General features: G+C 69.5%; 18 protein-coding genes and 1 pseudogene. 4 read left to right on the top strand and 15 right to left on the bottom strand.

What is annotated here, in order from left to right; translation table 11 throughout:
- Window positions 1-62 precede the first annotated feature (62 nt).
- From ABZ453_RS35815 to ABZ453_RS35825, 3 genes are read left to right on the top strand one after another with little or no spacing between them, the layout of a single operon-like run.
- Window positions 63-968 carry a dioxygenase gene (locus ABZ453_RS35815; protein WP_359021739.1) on the top strand — a complete coding sequence of 302 codons (906 nt, stop codon included), beginning with the start codon at window positions 63-65 and terminating at the stop codon, window positions 966-968.
- Between the two features lie 10 nt (window positions 969-978).
- On the top strand, window positions 979-1,761 hold the full coding sequence (locus ABZ453_RS35820; protein WP_359021741.1) for a fumarylacetoacetate hydrolase family protein: 783 nt from the start codon (window positions 979-981) through the stop codon (window positions 1,759-1,761).
- Entirely contained in the window at window positions 1,758-2,552 is a 795-nt protein-coding gene (locus tag ABZ453_RS35825; RefSeq protein ID WP_359021743.1) for an aldolase/citrate lyase family protein, read from the top strand. Before ABZ453_RS35820 ends, ABZ453_RS35825 begins: the two co-directional genes overlap by 4 nt.
- 29 nt (window positions 2,553-2,581) lie before the next feature.
- Here ABZ453_RS35825 and ABZ453_RS35830 read toward each other — a convergent pair whose 3' ends face one another.
- The 8 genes from ABZ453_RS35830 to ABZ453_RS35865 all read right to left on the bottom strand — a co-directional run bounded on the left by ABZ453_RS35830 (window position 2,582) and on the right by ABZ453_RS35865 (window position 9,604).
- On the bottom strand, window positions 2,582-3,169 hold the full coding sequence (locus tag ABZ453_RS35830; RefSeq protein WP_359021745.1) for an NAD(P)-binding domain-containing protein: 588 nt from the start codon (window positions 3,167-3,169) through the stop codon (window positions 2,582-2,584).
- Window positions 3,170-3,375: 206 nt separating this feature from the next.
- Complete coding sequence (locus tag ABZ453_RS35835; RefSeq protein WP_359021747.1) at window positions 3,376-3,660, bottom strand: hypothetical protein; 285 nt, start codon at window positions 3,658-3,660, stop codon at window positions 3,376-3,378.
- 72 nt (window positions 3,661-3,732) lie between these two features.
- Window positions 3,733-4,578: an ABC transporter permease subunit gene (locus ABZ453_RS35840; protein WP_359021749.1), complete on the bottom strand. Its 846-nt coding sequence runs from the start codon at window positions 4,576-4,578 to the stop codon at window positions 3,733-3,735.
- On the bottom strand, window positions 4,575-5,354 hold the full coding sequence (locus ABZ453_RS35845) for an ABC transporter permease subunit (RefSeq protein ID WP_359021751.1): 780 nt from the start codon (window positions 5,352-5,354) through the stop codon (window positions 4,575-4,577). Before ABZ453_RS35845 ends, ABZ453_RS35840 begins: the two co-directional genes overlap by 4 nt.
- Window positions 5,351-6,214, bottom strand: coding sequence for an ABC transporter ATP-binding protein (locus ABZ453_RS35850; RefSeq protein ID WP_359021753.1), 864 nt, complete (start codon window positions 6,212-6,214; stop codon window positions 5,351-5,353). Before ABZ453_RS35850 ends, ABZ453_RS35845 begins: the two co-directional genes overlap by 4 nt.
- A gap of 81 nt (window positions 6,215-6,295) precedes the next feature.
- Window positions 6,296-7,402, bottom strand: coding sequence for an ABC transporter substrate-binding protein (locus ABZ453_RS35855; protein WP_359021755.1), 1,107 nt, complete (start codon window positions 7,400-7,402; stop codon window positions 6,296-6,298).
- 117 nt (window positions 7,403-7,519) lie between these two features.
- Entirely contained in the window at window positions 7,520-8,554 is a 1,035-nt protein-coding gene (locus ABZ453_RS35860; protein ID WP_359021757.1) for a PDR/VanB family oxidoreductase, read from the bottom strand.
- A gap of 9 nt (window positions 8,555-8,563) precedes the next feature.
- A complete protein-coding gene (locus ABZ453_RS35865) occupies window positions 8,564-9,604 on the bottom strand; it encodes an aromatic ring-hydroxylating dioxygenase subunit alpha (protein WP_359021759.1) in 1,041 nt (346 codons plus the stop codon).
- A 708-nt stretch (window positions 9,605-10,312) separates the two neighbouring features.
- Here ABZ453_RS35865 and ABZ453_RS35870 point away from each other — a divergent pair.
- Window positions 10,313-10,918 (top strand): TetR/AcrR family transcriptional regulator, encoded by a 606-nt coding sequence (locus tag ABZ453_RS35870; RefSeq protein ID WP_359021761.1) that lies wholly within the window; start codon window positions 10,313-10,315, stop codon window positions 10,916-10,918.
- 32 nt (window positions 10,919-10,950) lie between these two features.
- On the opposite strand, the gene ABZ453_RS35875 is transcribed toward ABZ453_RS35870, so the two are convergent.
- From ABZ453_RS35875 to ABZ453_RS35905, 7 genes and pseudogenes are all read right to left on the bottom strand, one after another.
- On the bottom strand, window positions 10,951-11,751 hold the full coding sequence (locus tag ABZ453_RS35875; protein WP_359021762.1) for a TauD/TfdA family dioxygenase: 801 nt from the start codon (window positions 11,749-11,751) through the stop codon (window positions 10,951-10,953).
- 337 nt (window positions 11,752-12,088) lie between these two features.
- Window positions 12,089-12,358, bottom strand: a pseudogene (locus ABZ453_RS35880) (amidohydrolase); the annotation flags it as partial.
- Window positions 12,359-12,518: 160 nt separating this feature from the next.
- The gene (locus tag ABZ453_RS35885; RefSeq protein ID WP_359021764.1) at window positions 12,519-13,205 is read right to left on the bottom strand and encodes a hypothetical protein; all 687 of its coding nucleotides are present in this window, start codon (window positions 13,203-13,205) and stop codon (window positions 12,519-12,521) included.
- A gap of 41 nt (window positions 13,206-13,246) precedes the next feature.
- A complete protein-coding gene (locus tag ABZ453_RS35890) occupies window positions 13,247-13,771 on the bottom strand; it encodes a hypothetical protein (protein ID WP_359021766.1) in 525 nt (174 codons plus the stop codon).
- Complete coding sequence (locus ABZ453_RS35895) at window positions 13,744-15,021, bottom strand: MlaD family protein (RefSeq protein ID WP_359021768.1); 1,278 nt, start codon at window positions 15,019-15,021, stop codon at window positions 13,744-13,746. Before ABZ453_RS35895 ends, ABZ453_RS35890 begins: the two co-directional genes overlap by 28 nt.
- Window positions 15,018-16,295: an MCE family protein gene (locus tag ABZ453_RS35900; RefSeq protein WP_359021770.1), complete on the bottom strand. Its 1,278-nt coding sequence runs from the start codon at window positions 16,293-16,295 to the stop codon at window positions 15,018-15,020. The genes ABZ453_RS35895 and ABZ453_RS35900 overlap by 4 nt, the downstream gene beginning before the upstream one ends.
- Window positions 16,292-17,398, bottom strand: coding sequence for an MCE family protein (locus tag ABZ453_RS35905; RefSeq protein WP_359021843.1), 1,107 nt, complete (start codon window positions 17,396-17,398; stop codon window positions 16,292-16,294). The genes ABZ453_RS35900 and ABZ453_RS35905 overlap by 4 nt, the downstream gene beginning before the upstream one ends.
- Window positions 17,399-17,400 lie beyond the last annotated feature (2 nt).

Consider the following 17,400-nt stretch of genomic DNA (forward strand, 5'->3'; position numbering starts at 1 on the left):
CGGAAGCCCTTCGGATACTCGCCGGGGGGTCGGTGGCCGACCGTCATGAGAGGGAGACTGACGTGATCATCCAGGACGAGGACCAGCTCACCGCGGCCGTACTCGCCGAGACCGAGCGGGCCGGTGATCCACGTGTCCGGGAGATCGTCCGGGCACTGGTACGCCACCTGCACGACTTCGCCCGCGAAGTACGGCTGACCGAGAAGGAGTTCGACACCTCCCTCACCATCGTGACCCGGCTCGGCCGGCTGACCACTGCCAGCCACAACGAGGTCAGACTGATGGCGGGCACACTGGGCCTGTCCACGCTGGTCGCCCTGATGAACAACGGCACCGAGGACGAGCCGACCTCGGCGAACCTCCTCGGCCCGTTCTGGCGTCAGGGCAGCCCCACAATGAACAACGGCGACTCGATCGTCCGCTCGCCCACCGAGGGACCGCCGCTGTTCTTCACCGGCCGGATCGTCGACACCAAGGGCAACCCGGTCACCGGCGCCGAGGTCGACGTCTGGCACGCCTCACCGGCCGGCCTCTACGAGAACCAGGACCCCGAGCAGGCCGAGTGGAACCTCCGCGGGAAGTTCTTCAGCGACGACGACGGCCTGTTCGCCTTCCGCAGTATCAAGCCCTCCGGCTACCCGATACCGACCGGTGGCCCCGTGGGCGACCTCCTCTCCGCGCTCGACCGCCACCCCTTCCGGCCGGCGCATCTCCACGCGCTCATCCACAAACAGGGCTACAAGACGATCGCGTCCCAGCTCTACAGCCACGACGACCCCATCCTGGACACCGACGCCCAGTTCGGCGTCGTACAGAGCCTCATCGGTACATATGTGCGCCACGAGAGCGATCCGGCGCCCGCCCCGGACGTGACCGAGCCCTGGTACAGCCTCGAGTTCACCTTCGTCGTCGAGCCGGGCGAGGCCTGGCTGCCGACCCCGCCCGTGTCCGCACAGCGCGGCCACTGAGAGGAACCCAGTGATCACCGAAGCGGAACGTCGTGCGGCGGCCGCCGCCCTCATGAGGGCCGACCGTGACCGGCAGCCCATCGTCCAGCTCAGCCGCACCCATCCCGGTCTCGAGATCGCCGACGCCTACGCCATCCAGCAGCTCTGGGCGGCGGAGCGGGTGGCGGCCGGTGCCCGGCTCGTCGGGCACAAGATCGGACTGACGTCCCGCGCCATGCAGATGGCCTCGAAGATGACCGAACCCGACTACGGCTTCCTCACCGACGACATGATCGTGGGCGACGGCGCCACACTCGACGCCACCCGCTACCTCAAGCCCCGCCTTGAGGTCGAACTCGCCTTCGTGCTCGGCGCCGACCTGCACGGCCCGAACCTGCGCGTCCACGACGTCCTGCGGGCAACGGAGTACATCGTCCCCGCACTCGAGGTCATCGACTACCGCACCGAGGTGCCGCGCGCGATCACCGACACCATCGCGGACAACGCCGCCGCGGCGGCCATGGTCGTCGGCGGCCGGGTCGTACGCCCGATGGACGTCGATGTCCGATGGGTGGCCGCGACCCTGTCGAAGAACGGCGTCATCGAGGAGTCCGGCGTTTCGGCCGCCGTCATGGGACATCCGGCCGCGGGCATCGCCTGGCTCGGGAACAAGCTTGCAGCGGTCGGCGAGCACCTCGAAGCCGGTCAACTGCTGCTGTCGGGCTCCTTCACCCGGCCCGTGTCGGTCGAACCGAACACCGTCATCCACGCCGACTACGGCCCGCTGGGCGCGATCGGGGTGTCGTTCCGGTGAGCGCGCGGCCCGCGCCGGGCCGGTGGCCCCTCCCGCCGAACGCGTTCAAGGCGGCGCTCGCCCGGGACGAGCCGATGACCGGCCTGTGGTGCTCGCTTGCCGACCCCTACCCGGCGGAGATCGTCGCCGGCGCCGGCTTCGACTGGCTGCTCCTCGACACCGAACACTCGCACGCCGATGTCGCGACCGTGCTCGCACAGCTCCAGGCGGTCGCCCCCTACCCCTGCTCACCGGTCGTGCGCCCTCCGGTCAACGATCCCGTCGTGATCAAGCGGCTCCTGGACATCGGCGCACAGTCACTGCTGATACCACAGGTCGAGTCGGCCGAGGAGGCGCGGACCGCCGTCGCCGCCACCCGGTACGCCCCCACAGGCATCCGAGGCGTGTCCGCGTTGACCCGGGCCACCCGGTTCGGCCGCGTCGAGAACTACGCCGCCCTGGCACACACCGAACTGTGCGTGCTGGTCCAGGTCGAGTCGCGGCAGGCCCTCACTCAGATCGAGCGGATCGCGTCAGTCGACGGCGTGGACGGGATCTTCATCGGCCCCGGCGACCTCGCCGCCAGCCTCGGCCACCCCGGAGAGCCGAACGCGCCGAGCGTCGTCGAGGCGGTGGCGGACGCGATCGTACGGGTACGCGCGGCTGGCAGACCGGCCGGCGTGCTCACGTCCGATCCCGCGTTCGCCCGACGCTGCATCGACCTTGGGAGCACCTTCACCGCCGTCGGCGTGGACGTGGGCCTGCTCGCACGGGGCGCCGACGCCGTCGCCAGAACGTTCGCGCAGCCATAACTCCCGCCGGTCGCTTCGCCGTTGTTCGTTCAATGGCCACTCCCATGTCCCAGCGAGCGGAGTCCCTGGACCACGCGGGTCAGCGGCTCAGCGCACCTTCGGTGCGCGCCGGGACCGGTTCCCGGGCCGCCCATGTGGCGGATCCGGTCCGATGGCGCCACCGCCGCCAACAGCGGCCTGCACCGGTCCAGGACTTCAGCAGAACCGCCCACGAACAGCCGCAGGCGCCCGTGTTCGGCGTCGTCCGGACTGCCGCCCATGGGCGCTTCGAGGACATCGACGCCGTGGTCCCCGGCTCGATCCCGCAGCTCCCGCGCGGCTGCGGGGGCGTTGCTCGTCATGTCGATCCACACCGCCCCAGGGGCCAGGGCGGCGAACACGGCATCCGGAAGAGCTGCCGCAGCCTCATCGGGTCCAGGAACCACGGTGACCAGTACATCCGCCCCGGCTGCGGTGATCGGGACGGAGGGCACCCAGTTCGCACCCAACGAGCGCACCACTTCTTCCCGTTCGGGACGCAGATCGGAAACGGTCACCGTGTGGCCCCCCGAAACGAAGCCTCCACACAGAGGTGTCCTCATTCGGCCGGCACCGACGAGGGCTATGCGCGAGGGCAAAGAATCACCGCCATGACAGTCGTTGCGTCTGACGTTTCCCTCCGGCGCACCCGAGAGACCGCCGCCGTCCGGTCACTTGGAGACGATGAATCACCCGGGAACACTGCGGTCATCCTATGGGCTTTTGACGTGCTCCCTGGACTTCAGACCAGGGAGCACGACAAGTGACCACGGAAACGGCATCGCACCGGACTGTGCCCACCGGCCTACTCGCCCGGCGGAAGTCGAACAAAGCCCTCAGCCCAATGGTCCTCATCAAGCTCATAGCCGTCGAAGTGGAAGCACTCCGGTTCATCGCGGAAGCCTGGCAGCAGCCGAGCCTGACACCTTCGCTCTTCAACCCGTTCGGGGGTTGAGTAGATGCCGAGCAGTTTTACGTCGTCGCCGTCCGCCTCGTCGCAGAACACGCCGCTTTCATCGACGTGCACTGTCGAGCCGTCGTCGCCGGCCTGGTTCTTGTGGCCCACATGCCACAGCGGATACACGATCACGGACGCGAAGCTATCAGCGACGAAGGCCGTCGGTCCTTGGCATGGCATCTGAGCCGAGTTGATCCCCGGATGTCAGGTGCCCTGCTGGATGTTCGGCGCGAAGCGGGCCAGGGCGACGGTCTCGACGGCCGCGATGATGTTGTACGCGAGCGCGGACACCGCGGTGAGGACCGCGACCGACGCCCAAAGGTGGTCGTAGTCGAAGGTGGAGGAGTCCTTGAGCATGGCGTAGCCGAGGCCCTGCCCGGTGGAGAGCCATTCGGCGAGCAGCGCGCCGATCAGGGCTCCGGGGACGCCGACGCGGGCGCTGGCGAAGAACGCGGGGACCGCGCTGGGCAGCATGACCTTGCGGGCGACGGTCCAGTCACCGGCGCCGTAGGCGCGGCACAGGTCGGCCGCCTGGCGGGACGCGGAGCGCAGGCCGAAGGTCATGGTGACCAGGGCGGGGAAGAAGACGACCAGGCCGCTGATGACGGTGGTGGCCATCAGGCCCCGTCCGAAGACGAGGGTGATGAGCGGGGTCATCGCCACCAGGGGCACCGATCGCAGGACGACCGCCATCGGCAGCAGCGCCTGCTCGACGCTCCGGGACAGGACGAAGACAACCGCCACCCCTACCGCCGTCGCCAGCCCGGCCACGAAGCCGGACCCGGCGTCGAGCAGCGTGCGGCCCAGACCGGAGGAGACCAGGGAACGGTGGGCGTTCGCGTCCGCGCCCGTGAACAGGTAGTGGAAGATGTCGACCGGTGACTTGGCCACCAGCGGGTCCAGGTCGTAGACCTTCAGAAAGACGATCCACAGGACGATGACGGCCGCCATCGTCACGATCACGTTCAGCAGCGGGCGCAGCACGCCCGCCGCGAAGCGCAACGCGGGGGCCGTCTGCGTCCTGGTCCCCGTCTCCGTCGCGGTGTTCATGCGCCTCCGCCTTCCACTGTCGTCGTGCGCGACCACGGCAGGGCGTAGCGGGCGACCAGCCCGACCACCCCGTACGCGACGCCTGCCACCGCGCCCGAGACCAGGGCGATGCCCCAGGTGCGGGGCACGTCGAGCTGCTGCTGAGCGATGGTCATGGCGATACCGAGGCCGTTGTCGACGCGGCCGAGGTACTCGCCGATGATCGCGCCGAGCAGCGCCGCCGGCCCGGCGATCTTGAGTGCGGCCAGCGTGCTGGGCAGCGCGGCGATCAGGCGGACCCGCAGCATCTGATGCCAGCGGCCGCCACCATAGGCTCGAACCAGGTCCAGCGAGGCCGGGTCGGCCGAGCGCAGTCCGAGCAGGGCACCGATCAGAGTGGTGAAGAAGACCGACAGTCCGGCCATCGCGGACATCGGTTTGTCACCGTCCAGAACGAGGGACAGGATCGGGCCGACCGCGACGATCGGCAGGCAGTAGGAGGCCACCGCGATCTGTGTGATCACCCGCTCCAGCACGGGCACAAGCAGGACCAGCACTGCCAGGCCCACCGCCAGTGCGTTGCCGAGCAGATAGCCGGTCAGGGCCTCGCCGACGGTCTGTGTGATGTGCGGGCCGTAGAAGGTCCAGCCGTCGTCGAACACGCTCGCCACGACCGCCCAGGGGGTGGGCACACCGTCTGCGGTGCCGACGACCGTGGTGGACAGCAGCGACCACGCTCCGATCAGAGCGGCGATGCCGGTGGCCCCTCCGGCCCAGGCCGAGCGGCGCGCACTCATGACGTCTCCGCCGCGGGCTCTGCGGCGGCGTCGGCGGGAGCTTCCGCGCGGCCGAACAGGAGTTCCGACAACTGGTCGGCGTAGGCATGGAACTCGGGCGAGCGCATCATCTCCGGTGTGCGGGGACGGGGCAGGTCGATGGTGACCTTCTGCACGATCCGGCCCGGACGGGGCGACATGACCGCGACGGTGTCGCTCAGCAGCACGGCCTCGTTGATGGAGTGGGTGACCAGCAGGGTGGTCACCGCGCGGGCCTGCCAGATGCGCTGGAGTTCGAGGTTGAGTCGCTGGCGGGTCATGTCGTCCAGTGCGCCGAACGGTTCGTCCAGCAGGAGCACCTTGGGGTCGACGACGAGCGAGCGGGCGATGGCGACGCGTTGCCGCATGCCGCCGGAGAGCTGGGCGGGGCGGGCCTTCTCGAAGCCTTCGAGGCCGACCAGCTTGATGAGGTCGGAGATCGCCGCCGGGTCTGCCTTGATGCCGCTGATCTCCAGCGGGAGCCGGATGTTGGCGGACACCGAGCGCCACGGCAGCAGTGCGGCGTCCTGGAAGGCGATGCCCAGGTGGTGCCGTTTGCGGGCCGCCTCCGGATCCTCGCCGTGCACGAGCGCCGTACCCGAGGTGGGGTTGTCGAGACCGGCGAGGATTCGCAGTACGGTCGACTTGCCGCAGCCCGACGGCCCGAGCAGCGTGAGGAACTGGCCCTCGGCCGTGTCCAGGTCGACGCCGGCCAGTGCGGGTACGCGCTGCCGGCCGAGCTTGAACTCCTTGCTCAGCCCGCGCAGGGACAGCCCGGTGCCGGAGCCGGCCTGTTTTCCGGGGTCGTCGGAGGCGTCGGGAACAGCTGCTGCGGTACTCATCAGATGACCTCTGTGTGCGGTGCGGGTAGTGGGAAGCCGGTACCGGCGGGCCGACGGGGCCGCACCGGTACCGTCGGAGCCTCAGATGAGGCTGGGGTCCTCCTTGTAGACCTCTTCGATGATCGAGAGGTCGAAGAGCTTGGCGGCGGTGAGGTCGAGGCCGCCGTACTTCAGCGTCTTGAGGTTCTCCTTGACCAGCTCCGGCGTGATCGTGAACAGGCCGTTCTTCTTGGTGTCGGCGCTCACCATCAGCTCGCTCTCGTCCTTGGACTCAAGGGTCTGCTCCTTGGTCGTCAGCCCGAGCCCCTTGCCGTAGGTCTCGGCCGCGAGCTTCGCGCCGAGCGCCGGGTCGGCGATGTTCGCCTTCCAGCCCTTGATCTCCGCGCGCAGGAACGCCTTGAGCAGGTCACGCTGCTTGTCGATGGTGTCCTGGCGGACGCAGTACGTCTCCGAGACCAGCGGGTAGCCGGTGTCGGCGAGCAGCATCGTGGCGACCTTGAAGCCCTTCAGACGCAGCGTGTTCGGCTCGTTCGTCACGAAGGAGAACCAGCCGTCCACGGTGCCCTGGGTCAGGGGCAGCGGGTCGAACTGCACCGGTACCTTCGTGATCTTCGACTCGTCCAGCCCGGTCGCCTTGATGTACGCCGCCCACACCGACTCGTTGCCCGCCTGGACGCCGATCTTCTTGCCGTACATGTCCTCCGGCTTGGCGATCGGGGCCTTGGCCATCGACATGATGCAGAACGGGTTCTTCTGATACTGCGCACCGATGATCTTCAGTGGTGCGCCCTTGGCGACGGCCGCGCCTGTGATATCGGGGGCGCTGATCGCCACGAGCGCCTTCTTGGTGACGACGTCCGTCTCCATCGGTGTCGCGGACGGGCCGCCGCCTATCAGCGTGGCCTTCGAGAAGCCCTCGTCCGTGTAGTAGCCCTTGCTGTCCGCGATGTAGCTGCCCGCGAACTCGACGTTCTTGATCCAGGACAGCCGAAGCGTCAGCTCACCGAAACTCTTGGAACCGGAGGATGAGGGGGAGGAGGAAGAGGACGACGAGTCGGAACCGCCGCACGCGGCGAGCAGCGGGCCGCCGAGCAGTACGGCACCGCCCAGTTGCAGTCCCCGCCTGAGGAAGAGACGGCGGTCGGTGGCGGCGAGCGCTCTGTCGTCACTGTTCGTACTTGTGGTCATGGCGCGCTTTCCTTTCACTGGCCGGGTCGGCACCGGCTCCTGGCGGACATGTGGAACGTGGATGGGGCGAGGCCCGGACGGTGCCGGGCCGGTCTCCGGTCGGGCGGCGGCCCGGGATCAGGGATCCCGGGTCAGAGACCGAGGAGGAGTTCGGGGGTGCGGGCGCGGGAGCAGCAGACTGTGATCCGGTCGCCGGCCGCGCGCTCGTCCGGGGTCTGGACCCCGTCGCGGTGGTCGGGTTCGCCGGCCAGGACAGGGGGTGAGGCAGGCACCGCAGATGCCCTGCTCGCAGGACAGCTCGACCTCGACGCCGTGGGCGGTGAGGACCCCGGCGATGGTGCGGTCGGCGGGGACGCGATAACCGGTGCCGGGGCTCGCGATCCGTACGGTGAATGCGGTGGCGACTTTGGCTTTCGCTCCGTCTCCGGGTTTCGCTCGGTCTCCGGCTTTCGCTCCGTCTCCGGCTTCGGCGGACGGCGGAGCCGCAGGGGCGAAGCGTTCGGAGTGAAGCTGCCCGGGGTGCCGGCCCGCTGCGGTCGCCTCGGCCACGACGTGGGTCATAAAGCCGTCGGACCCGCAGACATAGATGGCCGCGTCCGGTTCCGGGACCTGTAGTTCGGCGGGCAGCCCCGCGCGGACGGTGTCCCCCCGGTCGCTGTGGTGGACCACTGCACGCTCGCCGACAGCGGAGGTCTGGAGCCACTCCAGCAGGAGGGCCTCCGCCGCGCTGGAGGTGTAGTGGTGCAGGACGAACGACGCTCCCCGCGCGGCCAGGGCTTCGGCCATCGACAGCAGGGCTGTGATGCCGATACCGCCCGCGAGGAGCACATGATGCCCGGCCGCCACGAGCGGGAAGTGATTGCGCGGGGGAGAGATCCGCAGCCGTCGGCCCACGGTGAAGTCGCGGTGCAGGGTGCGGGAGCCGCCCCGGCTGCTGTCGTCGCGCCGTACGCAGCTCAGGTAACGGTTCCTTTCCCGGGGGGAGGTGCACAGGGAGTACTGACGGACGAGGGCGGGCCCGAGATGAACGTCGATGTGGGCGCCGTTCTCGAATGACGGCAGGGCCCCGCCGTCCGCCGCCCTGAGTTCGTAACCGCGGCTGGTGCCGGAGGCGAGGGAGATCGTGTGGACGATGACGTCGAGTCTCTGCACGGCGGGCCCTTACGCGGTGAAGAAGTGGCTCAGGCCCAGGTCGCGCAGGCCGCGGCGGTAGGCGATGGAGCTGCGGTCGGCGGGGATGTTGACTTCGAGTCTCGGGTCGAGGGGGAGGTTCTCGGGTTTCTGGACCTCGACGACGGCGCGGTCCTCCTCGAAGACCGTGCGGTTGAAGTCGTATACCTCCTGGACTGGCTGGTCGGTGTCGAAGTTGCGGGCGATGGGCGCGAACATGCGGGTCTGGCGGGCGGAGACGGGGGAGGCGGCATTCATGATGTTGAGCAGCCCGCCGTCGGGGAAGTGCACGACAAGCGTGGCCGTGAACGGCAGGTGCACGTCGAAGTGGCGCAGCCACCGGAAGCCGGGCGGGGCCTGCTTGGTGCCGTGCGGGTAGTTGCTGACGGTGCTCCAGTAGTCGACGGAGTGGCCGTACCGGTGGCGTACCGGCCTGTAGTCGGGAACCTCCACGTTGCCGGGGTCGCCGAAGGAGTCGAGGTGGACGAAGCCGAAGTGGGCGACGTCGAGGAAGCCCTCGACCTGGCGCCCGGCGAAGGCGGCGATGTCGATCCAGGGGCAGTTGATCTGCTGGAAGCCCGCCTCGTCCCAGTGGGCCATGGCAGGGATCACCGGGGCCGCGCCGGGCTCGGGGCGCAGGCAGGTCCATACCAACCCATACCGCTCGACGACGGGGTAGGTCCGCAGGTTCAGCCGGGACGGGATCTTCGACTCCGGATGGGCCGGCACCTGCACGCACCGCCCGCCCTCGCCGAACCGCAGCCCGTGATACGCGCAGGTGATGCCGTTCCCCTCGCTGCGGCCGAGGCTCAGCGGCACCCCGCGGTGCGGGCAGATGTCGTGGGCCACGACCACGCTGCCGTCCACTCGATAGGCCACCAGAGTCTCGTCGAGCAGGCGCACGGCGGCCGGGGCGTCGCCGATCTCGCTCGACAGGGCGACCGGATACCAGTGCTGGGCGAGGATCGCCCAGTCGTCGGCATCGAACGTGCAGTCCCGGGGCAGAGCAGGCTGGGGTGGAGCAGCGGTCATGCGAAATCCTTCTGCGTAGCGCGGATAGGAACGGCCACATGGACACCTGTCAGGCGCGCGCCAGGACGACGGCGTGGGACACCTGCGAGGCGGAAGAGTGCGGCCACAAGCCGTTCCCGGGCCTGAGGCACCGTGGAACCGCAGACCGGGCAGGACACCGGCCGCGGTCATCGGCACGGGGTCAGTTGTGAGAGCCCTCGGCCTCCGGATGTGAACCGTGCGCCACGCGTCCACGCGTCCAGGCCGACTGGTGGGCACGGCACCGGAGGTCCGTGCTGCACGCGCTGACAAAGCTCATCGCGCATCCCTCCGTGCTCAGTACCGACTGTCTGTCGCCGGACGACCAAGCCGAGACTGGCGCACGGAGATTGCCCGGTCATTCCGTGTTTGTTACTTACGGATTCCATGCCCGGCTTTCGCCCGGGGCGGCGAGCACCCGCGGAATCGCGGGAGGCAATGCTGTTGTCAGTGCCTCGGAAGCATGGGAATGGCCCCGATGACCCAGGACCGCGACACTCGCCCACGGGGCACCGATGTTGTGGTGGTCGCATTCCCCCCGGAAGCGGACTCGCCGTTGTGGTGCGTGGCCAGGAGAGCGCCTGGGCGCTGATGCCGGCGCGGTAGCGGAATGGCGGCCGTGTCCTGAGTGTCCCGTCGGACCCCGAGCCGCTCGGTCACGCCCATTGAGCTGCGGGTAATGTGCCGGCCATGCCCGATACCCCGGCCCTGTCCGAACGTGGTCGCCTGCTGAGGCTGACCGCGGACTACGTCCTGGAGCACGGCGTCGCGGACTTGACCTTGCGCAAGCTCGGCAGCGCGATCGGCACCAACAATCGCATGCTGCTCTACTACTTCGGGTCCAAGGAGGAGCTGATCACCGCCGCGCTGGCCGAGGCGAGCGGGCGCTTCCCGGTTCTCAGCCAGGCGTTCGTCATCATGGACGACCAGCTGCGCCCGCTGCGCGAGCGGATCACCGCGGCCTGGGACGCTGTGGCGGCAGACGAGAACCTGCCGTTCCACCGGACGTTCTTCGAGGTGCTGGGCCTGGCCGCGCACCAACGCGGCCGGTTCGACAGTTTCCTGGGGTCGGTGGGCAGCGAGTGGCGCGAACAACTCGCGGCCTCGCTGCACGGCGGCGGCGTGCCGACGGCCGCCGCGGACGACCTGGCCCAGGAACTGGTCGCGTTGTGGCGCGGCCTGCAACTGGACCTGATCACCTCGGGCGACCGGGCGGGGACCGATCGGGTGATCGCGTCCGCCGCCGAGTCGATCGCCCGGCGGGCGGCGGCGGCCGCCGCCGTTCCCGGATCCTGATAGTCCGTCACATCTCCCTGGAACGACGGGTTTCAAGATGCCATCGGGATCCGGGGGACGACAATGTCCAGCGGACCGTCCGGGACCGCGACCGCGTCCTGGCTCCAGCCCCAGATCGAACAGACCTTGCGCAGCGGGTCGCTGTACCCGTCCCTGCCGTGCAGCACCCGATAGTTGTCGATGCAGATCATCTCACCCGGGCCCACCCGGAACATCGGCCCGCTGTCACGGGCCGCGGTGACCGCCTCCTGCCAGGCGCGCACATACGTCCAGTGCTCCGGCTCCAAGGGGCCCTCGACCGGCGCGAGATAGGGATGGTGACGGCCCTGGAAGCGGCCCGATGGGGTCCGCCGGACGATCGGCGAAAAGCCGTGCTGCGGGTAGTTGGGCTCGGAGTGGTCGATGTCGACAGTCCGGCAGAAGTCGGCGAGCGCGGCGCTGGCGGGAACAGCGGCCAGCAGGTCCAGTAGCCGGGAGGTGTCGATCAGGAAGGAGTCGCCGCCGCTGGCCGCGGGCCGCTCGCACCACAGGAACAGATGGTCGGGGGCGTAGTCACCGAAAGCGAAGCCGTCGTTGTGGGCGACCATCCGCTCCTCGGACGAGCCGCTGGCATCGCGCTTGCGGCCGCGCCTGTCGGCGGGTTGTGCCTTCATCTTCATCGCCTCGACCCGGGCGTTCTCCTTCGTCGCCTCGAACTGGGTGCCGCAGCGCACAGCCCGGTCCCCCATGATCGCGTGGCCCATCGCGACCGCCTTCGCCTCGTCCGCCAGCCCGGTGACGATGGCCGCGCCCTCGGCGGCGAGCACCTCTGCCGCTTCCTGTGGGCCGCTCACTTTGCGTGGGATGAAACTTGCGGAGCTGACGTCCGGCACGGCGCCTCCTGAGTTCCCGGAACGAAGCCTGATTGAACCAACCGGTTCAATCAGGGTAGGAGCCGCGTGTTTCACCAAAGTGACGTACCCGCGTGCTTTCAGTTGCCGCGCGGGCCCTGGGGTTCAACCAGCCCTGGGCTTGGGCCATGCACGGCTTGAACTTGATCCAGCACTGCGAGGGGTTTATGCGGACCCGGCCGTTGTGGCCCGGGTGATCAGCTGCCGGAGGGGCAAAGCGACGTCTGGTAGCCCCCCGTGCGATGGCGCGCGCCACGATCGGCCGAGGGCCCGCCGGGGGCGGGGTGTTCAGCACATACTCGCGCGAGGCGTTGACCTCGCTGCGCAGAGCGGACAGGTCGACGTCGAGCACGTGGCCGTTCCATTTGCGGGGCTCGCCGTTGATGAGTACGGCGCTGATGTTGCGGGCGTCGGAGCCCAGTAGCACGGTTCCGATCGGGTCGTCGAGCGGCATGCTGTTGAGGTCCTCGGCCTGGATGACCAGCAGGTCGGCCTTCTTGCCCGGGGTGAGTGAGCCGGTGACGGCGGCCAGGCCGTTGGTGCAGGCGCCCATGATGTTCTTCGGCCGCCGGGTGCCGTGCAGCCGCGTCGCCACCACGGTGAACACGGGGCAGCCGCCACCACCATTGATGGCAGACTGCCTGCGGTGAGGAAAGCGCACACATGAATGCCCCCGCGCGGAGGGCGCGGGGGCGGGCCGAAGAGGCTGCTCAGAGCGCGTCCAACGCGATCACCTTCCAACCGTCGGAGGTACGGCTCATCGTCATCCGCACCCGGTTCAGGTCCAGGCGCGAGCCCGAGACCTGGGTGCTCTGCGTGACCTGGTTGACGAAGAGCAGGACGGTGACCCTGTCCGGTGCCGCCGAAACGACGGAGGCCGCGGTGACCGACGCCTTCACCACCCCGTGGTACCTCTTCGCCGTCGGCCCGACCACACTCGCCGTCGTCTTCCCGTATTCGTCCCGGAAGTGCCCGGTCAGCCGATCACGCGCCCGGGTGAAGTCGCGGTCCAGATGCCGGTAGTCGTACGACAGCACGACCGGCGCCGCCTTGCGCGCGGCCGTCAGAGCCTGCGCCCGGGCGCTCTCGGCATGCCGCTCCTGCCCGTACTGCCAGCCGAGCACTGAGACCGCGACCAGGCCCATGACGAGGAGGGCGCCGAGCACCGCGGTGAGCAGCCACCGCCGGGACGGGCGGGTCGGCGCCTCGTCCGTCAGGTCCTCGGGTGACGGCTCCGGCGGGTCCTCCCAGCCGTCCGCGGCCGGCGGGTCGATCGTCAGGGTGCGCCCGGTGAGGGGTTCCTCGGGCTGCTTCGGGTCCTCGACCCGCCGGGTGCGCTTGGCCGCCGCACGGGCGGCCGCGTTCATTGCGCGGCTGCGGGCTGTGGGGTTCGCCATCGTCGTACTCCTCACTGGTGGTGCGTGACCGGTGGTGCGGGTCAGCCCACGAACTCGACGTCGGAGGTCAGCCAGCGCCCGGCCCGGTGGACCAGGTCGAGCTGCAGCCGATAGGTGCGTGTCTCCCCCTTGGGCACGGCGGTGTTGGTGACCTTGCTGTCGGCGACCACCAGGACGCGGGCCGAGTGCGCGTCGGAGCGGACGATGCCGGCGTCGAGGACCTGCCCCTCGGAGACCGACCTGTTCTCGGCCACGAGCTTGGTCAGGTCCTGGGTCTGCGCGCTGAACTGCTTCTTGAAGTCGCCGGTGGCGCCATCGAGGACGTTGGCGCTGTCCCGGTCGTAGTGCCGGTAGTCGAGCGAGGTGAAGTTCAGCGCTGACTGGCGGGCGGCGGACAGGATGTCCTGGCGCCGCATGTCCTTCTCGTGCTGGTCGTGGAGGCGCAGGCTCAGCCAGAGAGCGGCTGCCGTGGTCAGGAGGGTCGCCACGACGAGTCCGACCGTGAGTGCCTTCCCGTTCCCGCCGAGTTCCTTCACGGTCAGGCCATAGGACCGACGAGCAGCCATTGCCACGACTCCTTTCCGAACACCGTCTGCTGTCCGCCCGTCGAGCCGATCTCGACGGGTCTTCCGTCCGGGCCGGTCGCGGTGCCGGTCTCCGGGTCGTACGGCGTGACGTACGCCGCCTGGTTCGCGCCGCCCGAAGCCGAGCGTGCGCCGGGGGCGTTCTGCGCGCCCCGTACCGAGGTCTTGCTGCCGCGCGGGGCGGTGCAGCGCGCGTCGGTGTTCGCCGCGCGCGTTGCGGTGTCCGAGGGGTCCCGCCGGGGCGTGCCGTATCCCTGGGTGCACGGCGCCGGGTCGTCGGCGTTCACCACAAGGCCGAAGTGGAAGGTTCCGTCGCCCGGGACGACCGTGTAGCTGCCCGAGACCAGCGCCGGGAAGGTGACGAGTGACTGCTCGACGCCGGGCAGGTGGGCCAGTGTGACCTGGCCGCCGCTGATCAGGTTGGCCAGCAGGACCGAAAGCTGCGGGCCGGTCGACTTCAGCAGGGAGTTGACCTCCTGCGCGGCCGGCGTGGCATTGCCGATCAGCTTGCGCAGGTTTCCGTCGCTCGACTTCAACTGCTGGGTGAGCAGCGCCAGATCGTGCGCGAACGACTTGATCGACGAGCCCTGGTCGGCCTGCGTCTTGAGGACCTTGCGGGAGTCCTCGATCAGCGAGATCGTCTGGGGCAGCGAGTCGGATGCCGACTCGACGAGCGCGTTGCCGGAGTCCACCAGCCGGCTCAGGTCGGGGCCGGTGCCGTTGAAGGCCTTGCCCAACTCGTCGACGGTGCCCCGGAGATCGTCCTGGCCGACGGAGTTCACCAGCCGGTCCAGGCTGAGGACGAGGTCGGTGGTGGGCAGCGGCACCCGGGTGCTGCCCCGCGGGATCGCGCTGCCGTCGAGGAGGTACGGGCCGTGCGAAGTGCGCGGCTGCAGGTCGACGTACTGCTCACCCACCGCCGAGCGGTTGGCGACCACGGCGAGGGTGTCCGCCGGGATGCGCGGCGCCCCGCGTTTGATGTCGAGGGCGACCGACACGCCGTTGTCGCTGGTCAGTCCCAGCGAGCCCACGCGGCCCACCGGCACCCCGCGGTAGGTGACCTCGGCGCCCGGGAAGATGCCCCCGGAGTCGGCGAAGTCGGCCCGCACGGTGTAGCCGCGGTCCAGGAGGCTGTCCACCAGGCCGGTGTACTCGGCGCTGATGTACGACACCCCGACAGCGGTGACGGCGGCGAAGGCGAGCAACTGTGCCTTGACGGTACGGGTGATCACGGCTGGACCCCCTTCAGCATCAGCTCGGCGAGCGCGAGGTCGATGCCCTCGGGTGCGCGGGCGCCGGTGGCGTAGGCGCTTGTGCACACGGGCGGGCACAGCACGTCGCCGCCGCCCGAGGGGGCCGAGGGGGTCGGCAGGCCCGGCGTGCTCGGCAGCGCGGTCGGTGTGGGGATGCTCGGCAGGTCCGGGACGTTCGGGACGTTCGGGAGATCCGGCATGTCGGGCGTGCTCGGTGGCTGCGAACCACCCCTGTTCCCACCGGAGTTGCGGCCCGCCATGTTTCCGTACAGGTCCGCGAGGTCGAGGTCCGCGGTGAGGTGGAGGTTGACGTAGTCGCCCTTGACCGCCTCCGTGGCGTTGCGCGGGAACGGGTAAGTCGTCAGCAGCTCCAGGGAGTTGGGCAGGTCGCTGCCCGCCTTGTTCAGCTGCTGCAGGATCGGCCGGAGGTTCTTGAGGTTCGCGACCGTGTCGTCGTGCGAGGCCTCGACCACCTTGGTGCCGGTCGTGCCGAGCTTTGACAGGGCGGTGAGCATCTTCGTCAGGTCGCGCCGCTCGCCGGCCAGGACCTTCAGCGCGGGCGGCATCGTGTCGACGGCCTGGGCAATGGTCACCTTCTCCTTGCCGAGCCGCCCCGCGAGCCGGTCGACGGCCTTGATCGCGCGGACGATGTCCGCCTTCTGCTCGTCCAGTCCGCCGACGAACGTGTTCAGCTCGTTCAGCAGCGACCGGACCCGGTTCTCCCGTCCGTCCAGGGCCTTGTTCAACTCCACGGTGATCGTCTTGAGCTGGGCCACCCCACCGCCGTTGAGCAGCGCGGACAACGCGGACAGCACCTCCTCGACCTCAGGGTTGCGGCCGCTGCGGGACAGCGGGACGCGGTCGCCGTCGCGCAGCCGGCCCACGGGGGGCGTGCCGGTCGGGGCGGCGAGCGCCACGTACTTCTCGCCGAGCAGGCTGGTCTGCCGCAGTTCCGCGACCGCGTTGGCGGGCAGCTTCACCGAGTCGGCGACCCTGAGCCGTACACGCGCGTGCCAGCCGTCCAGCTGCACTTTCTCGACCGCGCCCACGGTCACGTCGTCGACCTTCACTGCCGACTGCGGCACCAGGTCCAGGACGTCGCGGAACTCGACGGTGACGTGGTAGGCGTGCCCGTCGTCGGCGGCACCGCCGGGCAGCGGGACGTCGTACCAGCCGTTGAACGCGCAGCCGGACAGCAGCAGCGAGCCGACCGCCGCCCAGGCGAAGGGTCCCGCCGTGCGTCGTATGCTCATGCGCTCGCCCCCAGTATCCCGCCGAGCGTCCTGTCGGTCGTGCCCGTCACCGCGGTGCCCTGCGTGGGAGGTTCGGGCAGGGAGTCGAAGAGTTTCGTCAGCTCCCTGCAGTCGGGGTTCTTGCCGCCTTCGTCGCCCGTCGTCCTGAGCAGGGAGCACAGGAGCGAGGCCGGATCCTGGGCCTGCTGGGCGTTGTTGCGGGTGTCGAGGGTGCCGGAGGACGGGTTGTAGGTGTTGTTCAGGTTGGACAGACCGACGGGCGCGACCGTCAACAGCTCGTTCAGCGCGGCCCGTTGGGTGACGAGCACCTTGGTCACCTTGCTGAGGCCCTTCACGTCCGAGGTCAGCGACTTCTTGTTCTTCTTCACGAAGGCGGACACGTCGCCCAGCGCCGTGGCGAGGTTCGCGAGCGCCGCCGCGAGGTCCTTGCGCTCGCCCGAGAGCTGCTCGGCGACCTTGGCGAGGCTGGTGTTGAACGACCGCACGCTCTTGTCGTCGGCCGCCAGCGCCGCCGTGAAAACCTGCAGGTTCCGTACCGTGCCGAACAGGTCCGTGCGGCCGTCGGACAGTGTGGTGACCGCCTGCGAGAGGTCCTGGACCGTCTGGTTGAGGTTCTCGCCCTGTCCGCCGAGGTTGTCGGCGCTGACCCCGAGCAGCCGTGACAGGGAGCCGTCCTTGTTGGCGCCCTTGGGGCCGAGGGCGTCCGCCGTGGTGTGCAGGCTGTCGAAGACGCGGTCCAGTTCCACGGGTACGGCGGTGCGCTTCTCGGGGATGACGGCGCCGTTGTGCAGGACCGGGCCCTTGCGGTACACCGGCAGCAGCTGCAGGTAACGGTCGCTGACCACCGAGGAGTTGATGATCGCGGCCTTCGCGTCGGCGGGGACCTTGCGCCCCTCGTCGTACTCGAAGTCGACGCGCACCCTGCCGCCCTCGGGAGTGATCTTCTGGACCTCGCCGATGCGGACGCCGAGGACACGGACGTCCGAGCCGGGGTAGATGCCGACGGTGCGCGGGAAGTACGCGGTGACGTGGATCTTCCCGGGGCGCGGCCACAGCGCGTAGGTGAGCGCGGCGATCAGCGCCACTACGGTGACCAGAACCAGGT

Source organism: Streptomyces sp. NPDC005799, from assembly GCF_040630525.1.
Lineage (GTDB): Bacteria > Actinomycetota > Actinomycetes > Streptomycetales > Streptomycetaceae > Streptomyces > Streptomyces griseorubiginosus_B.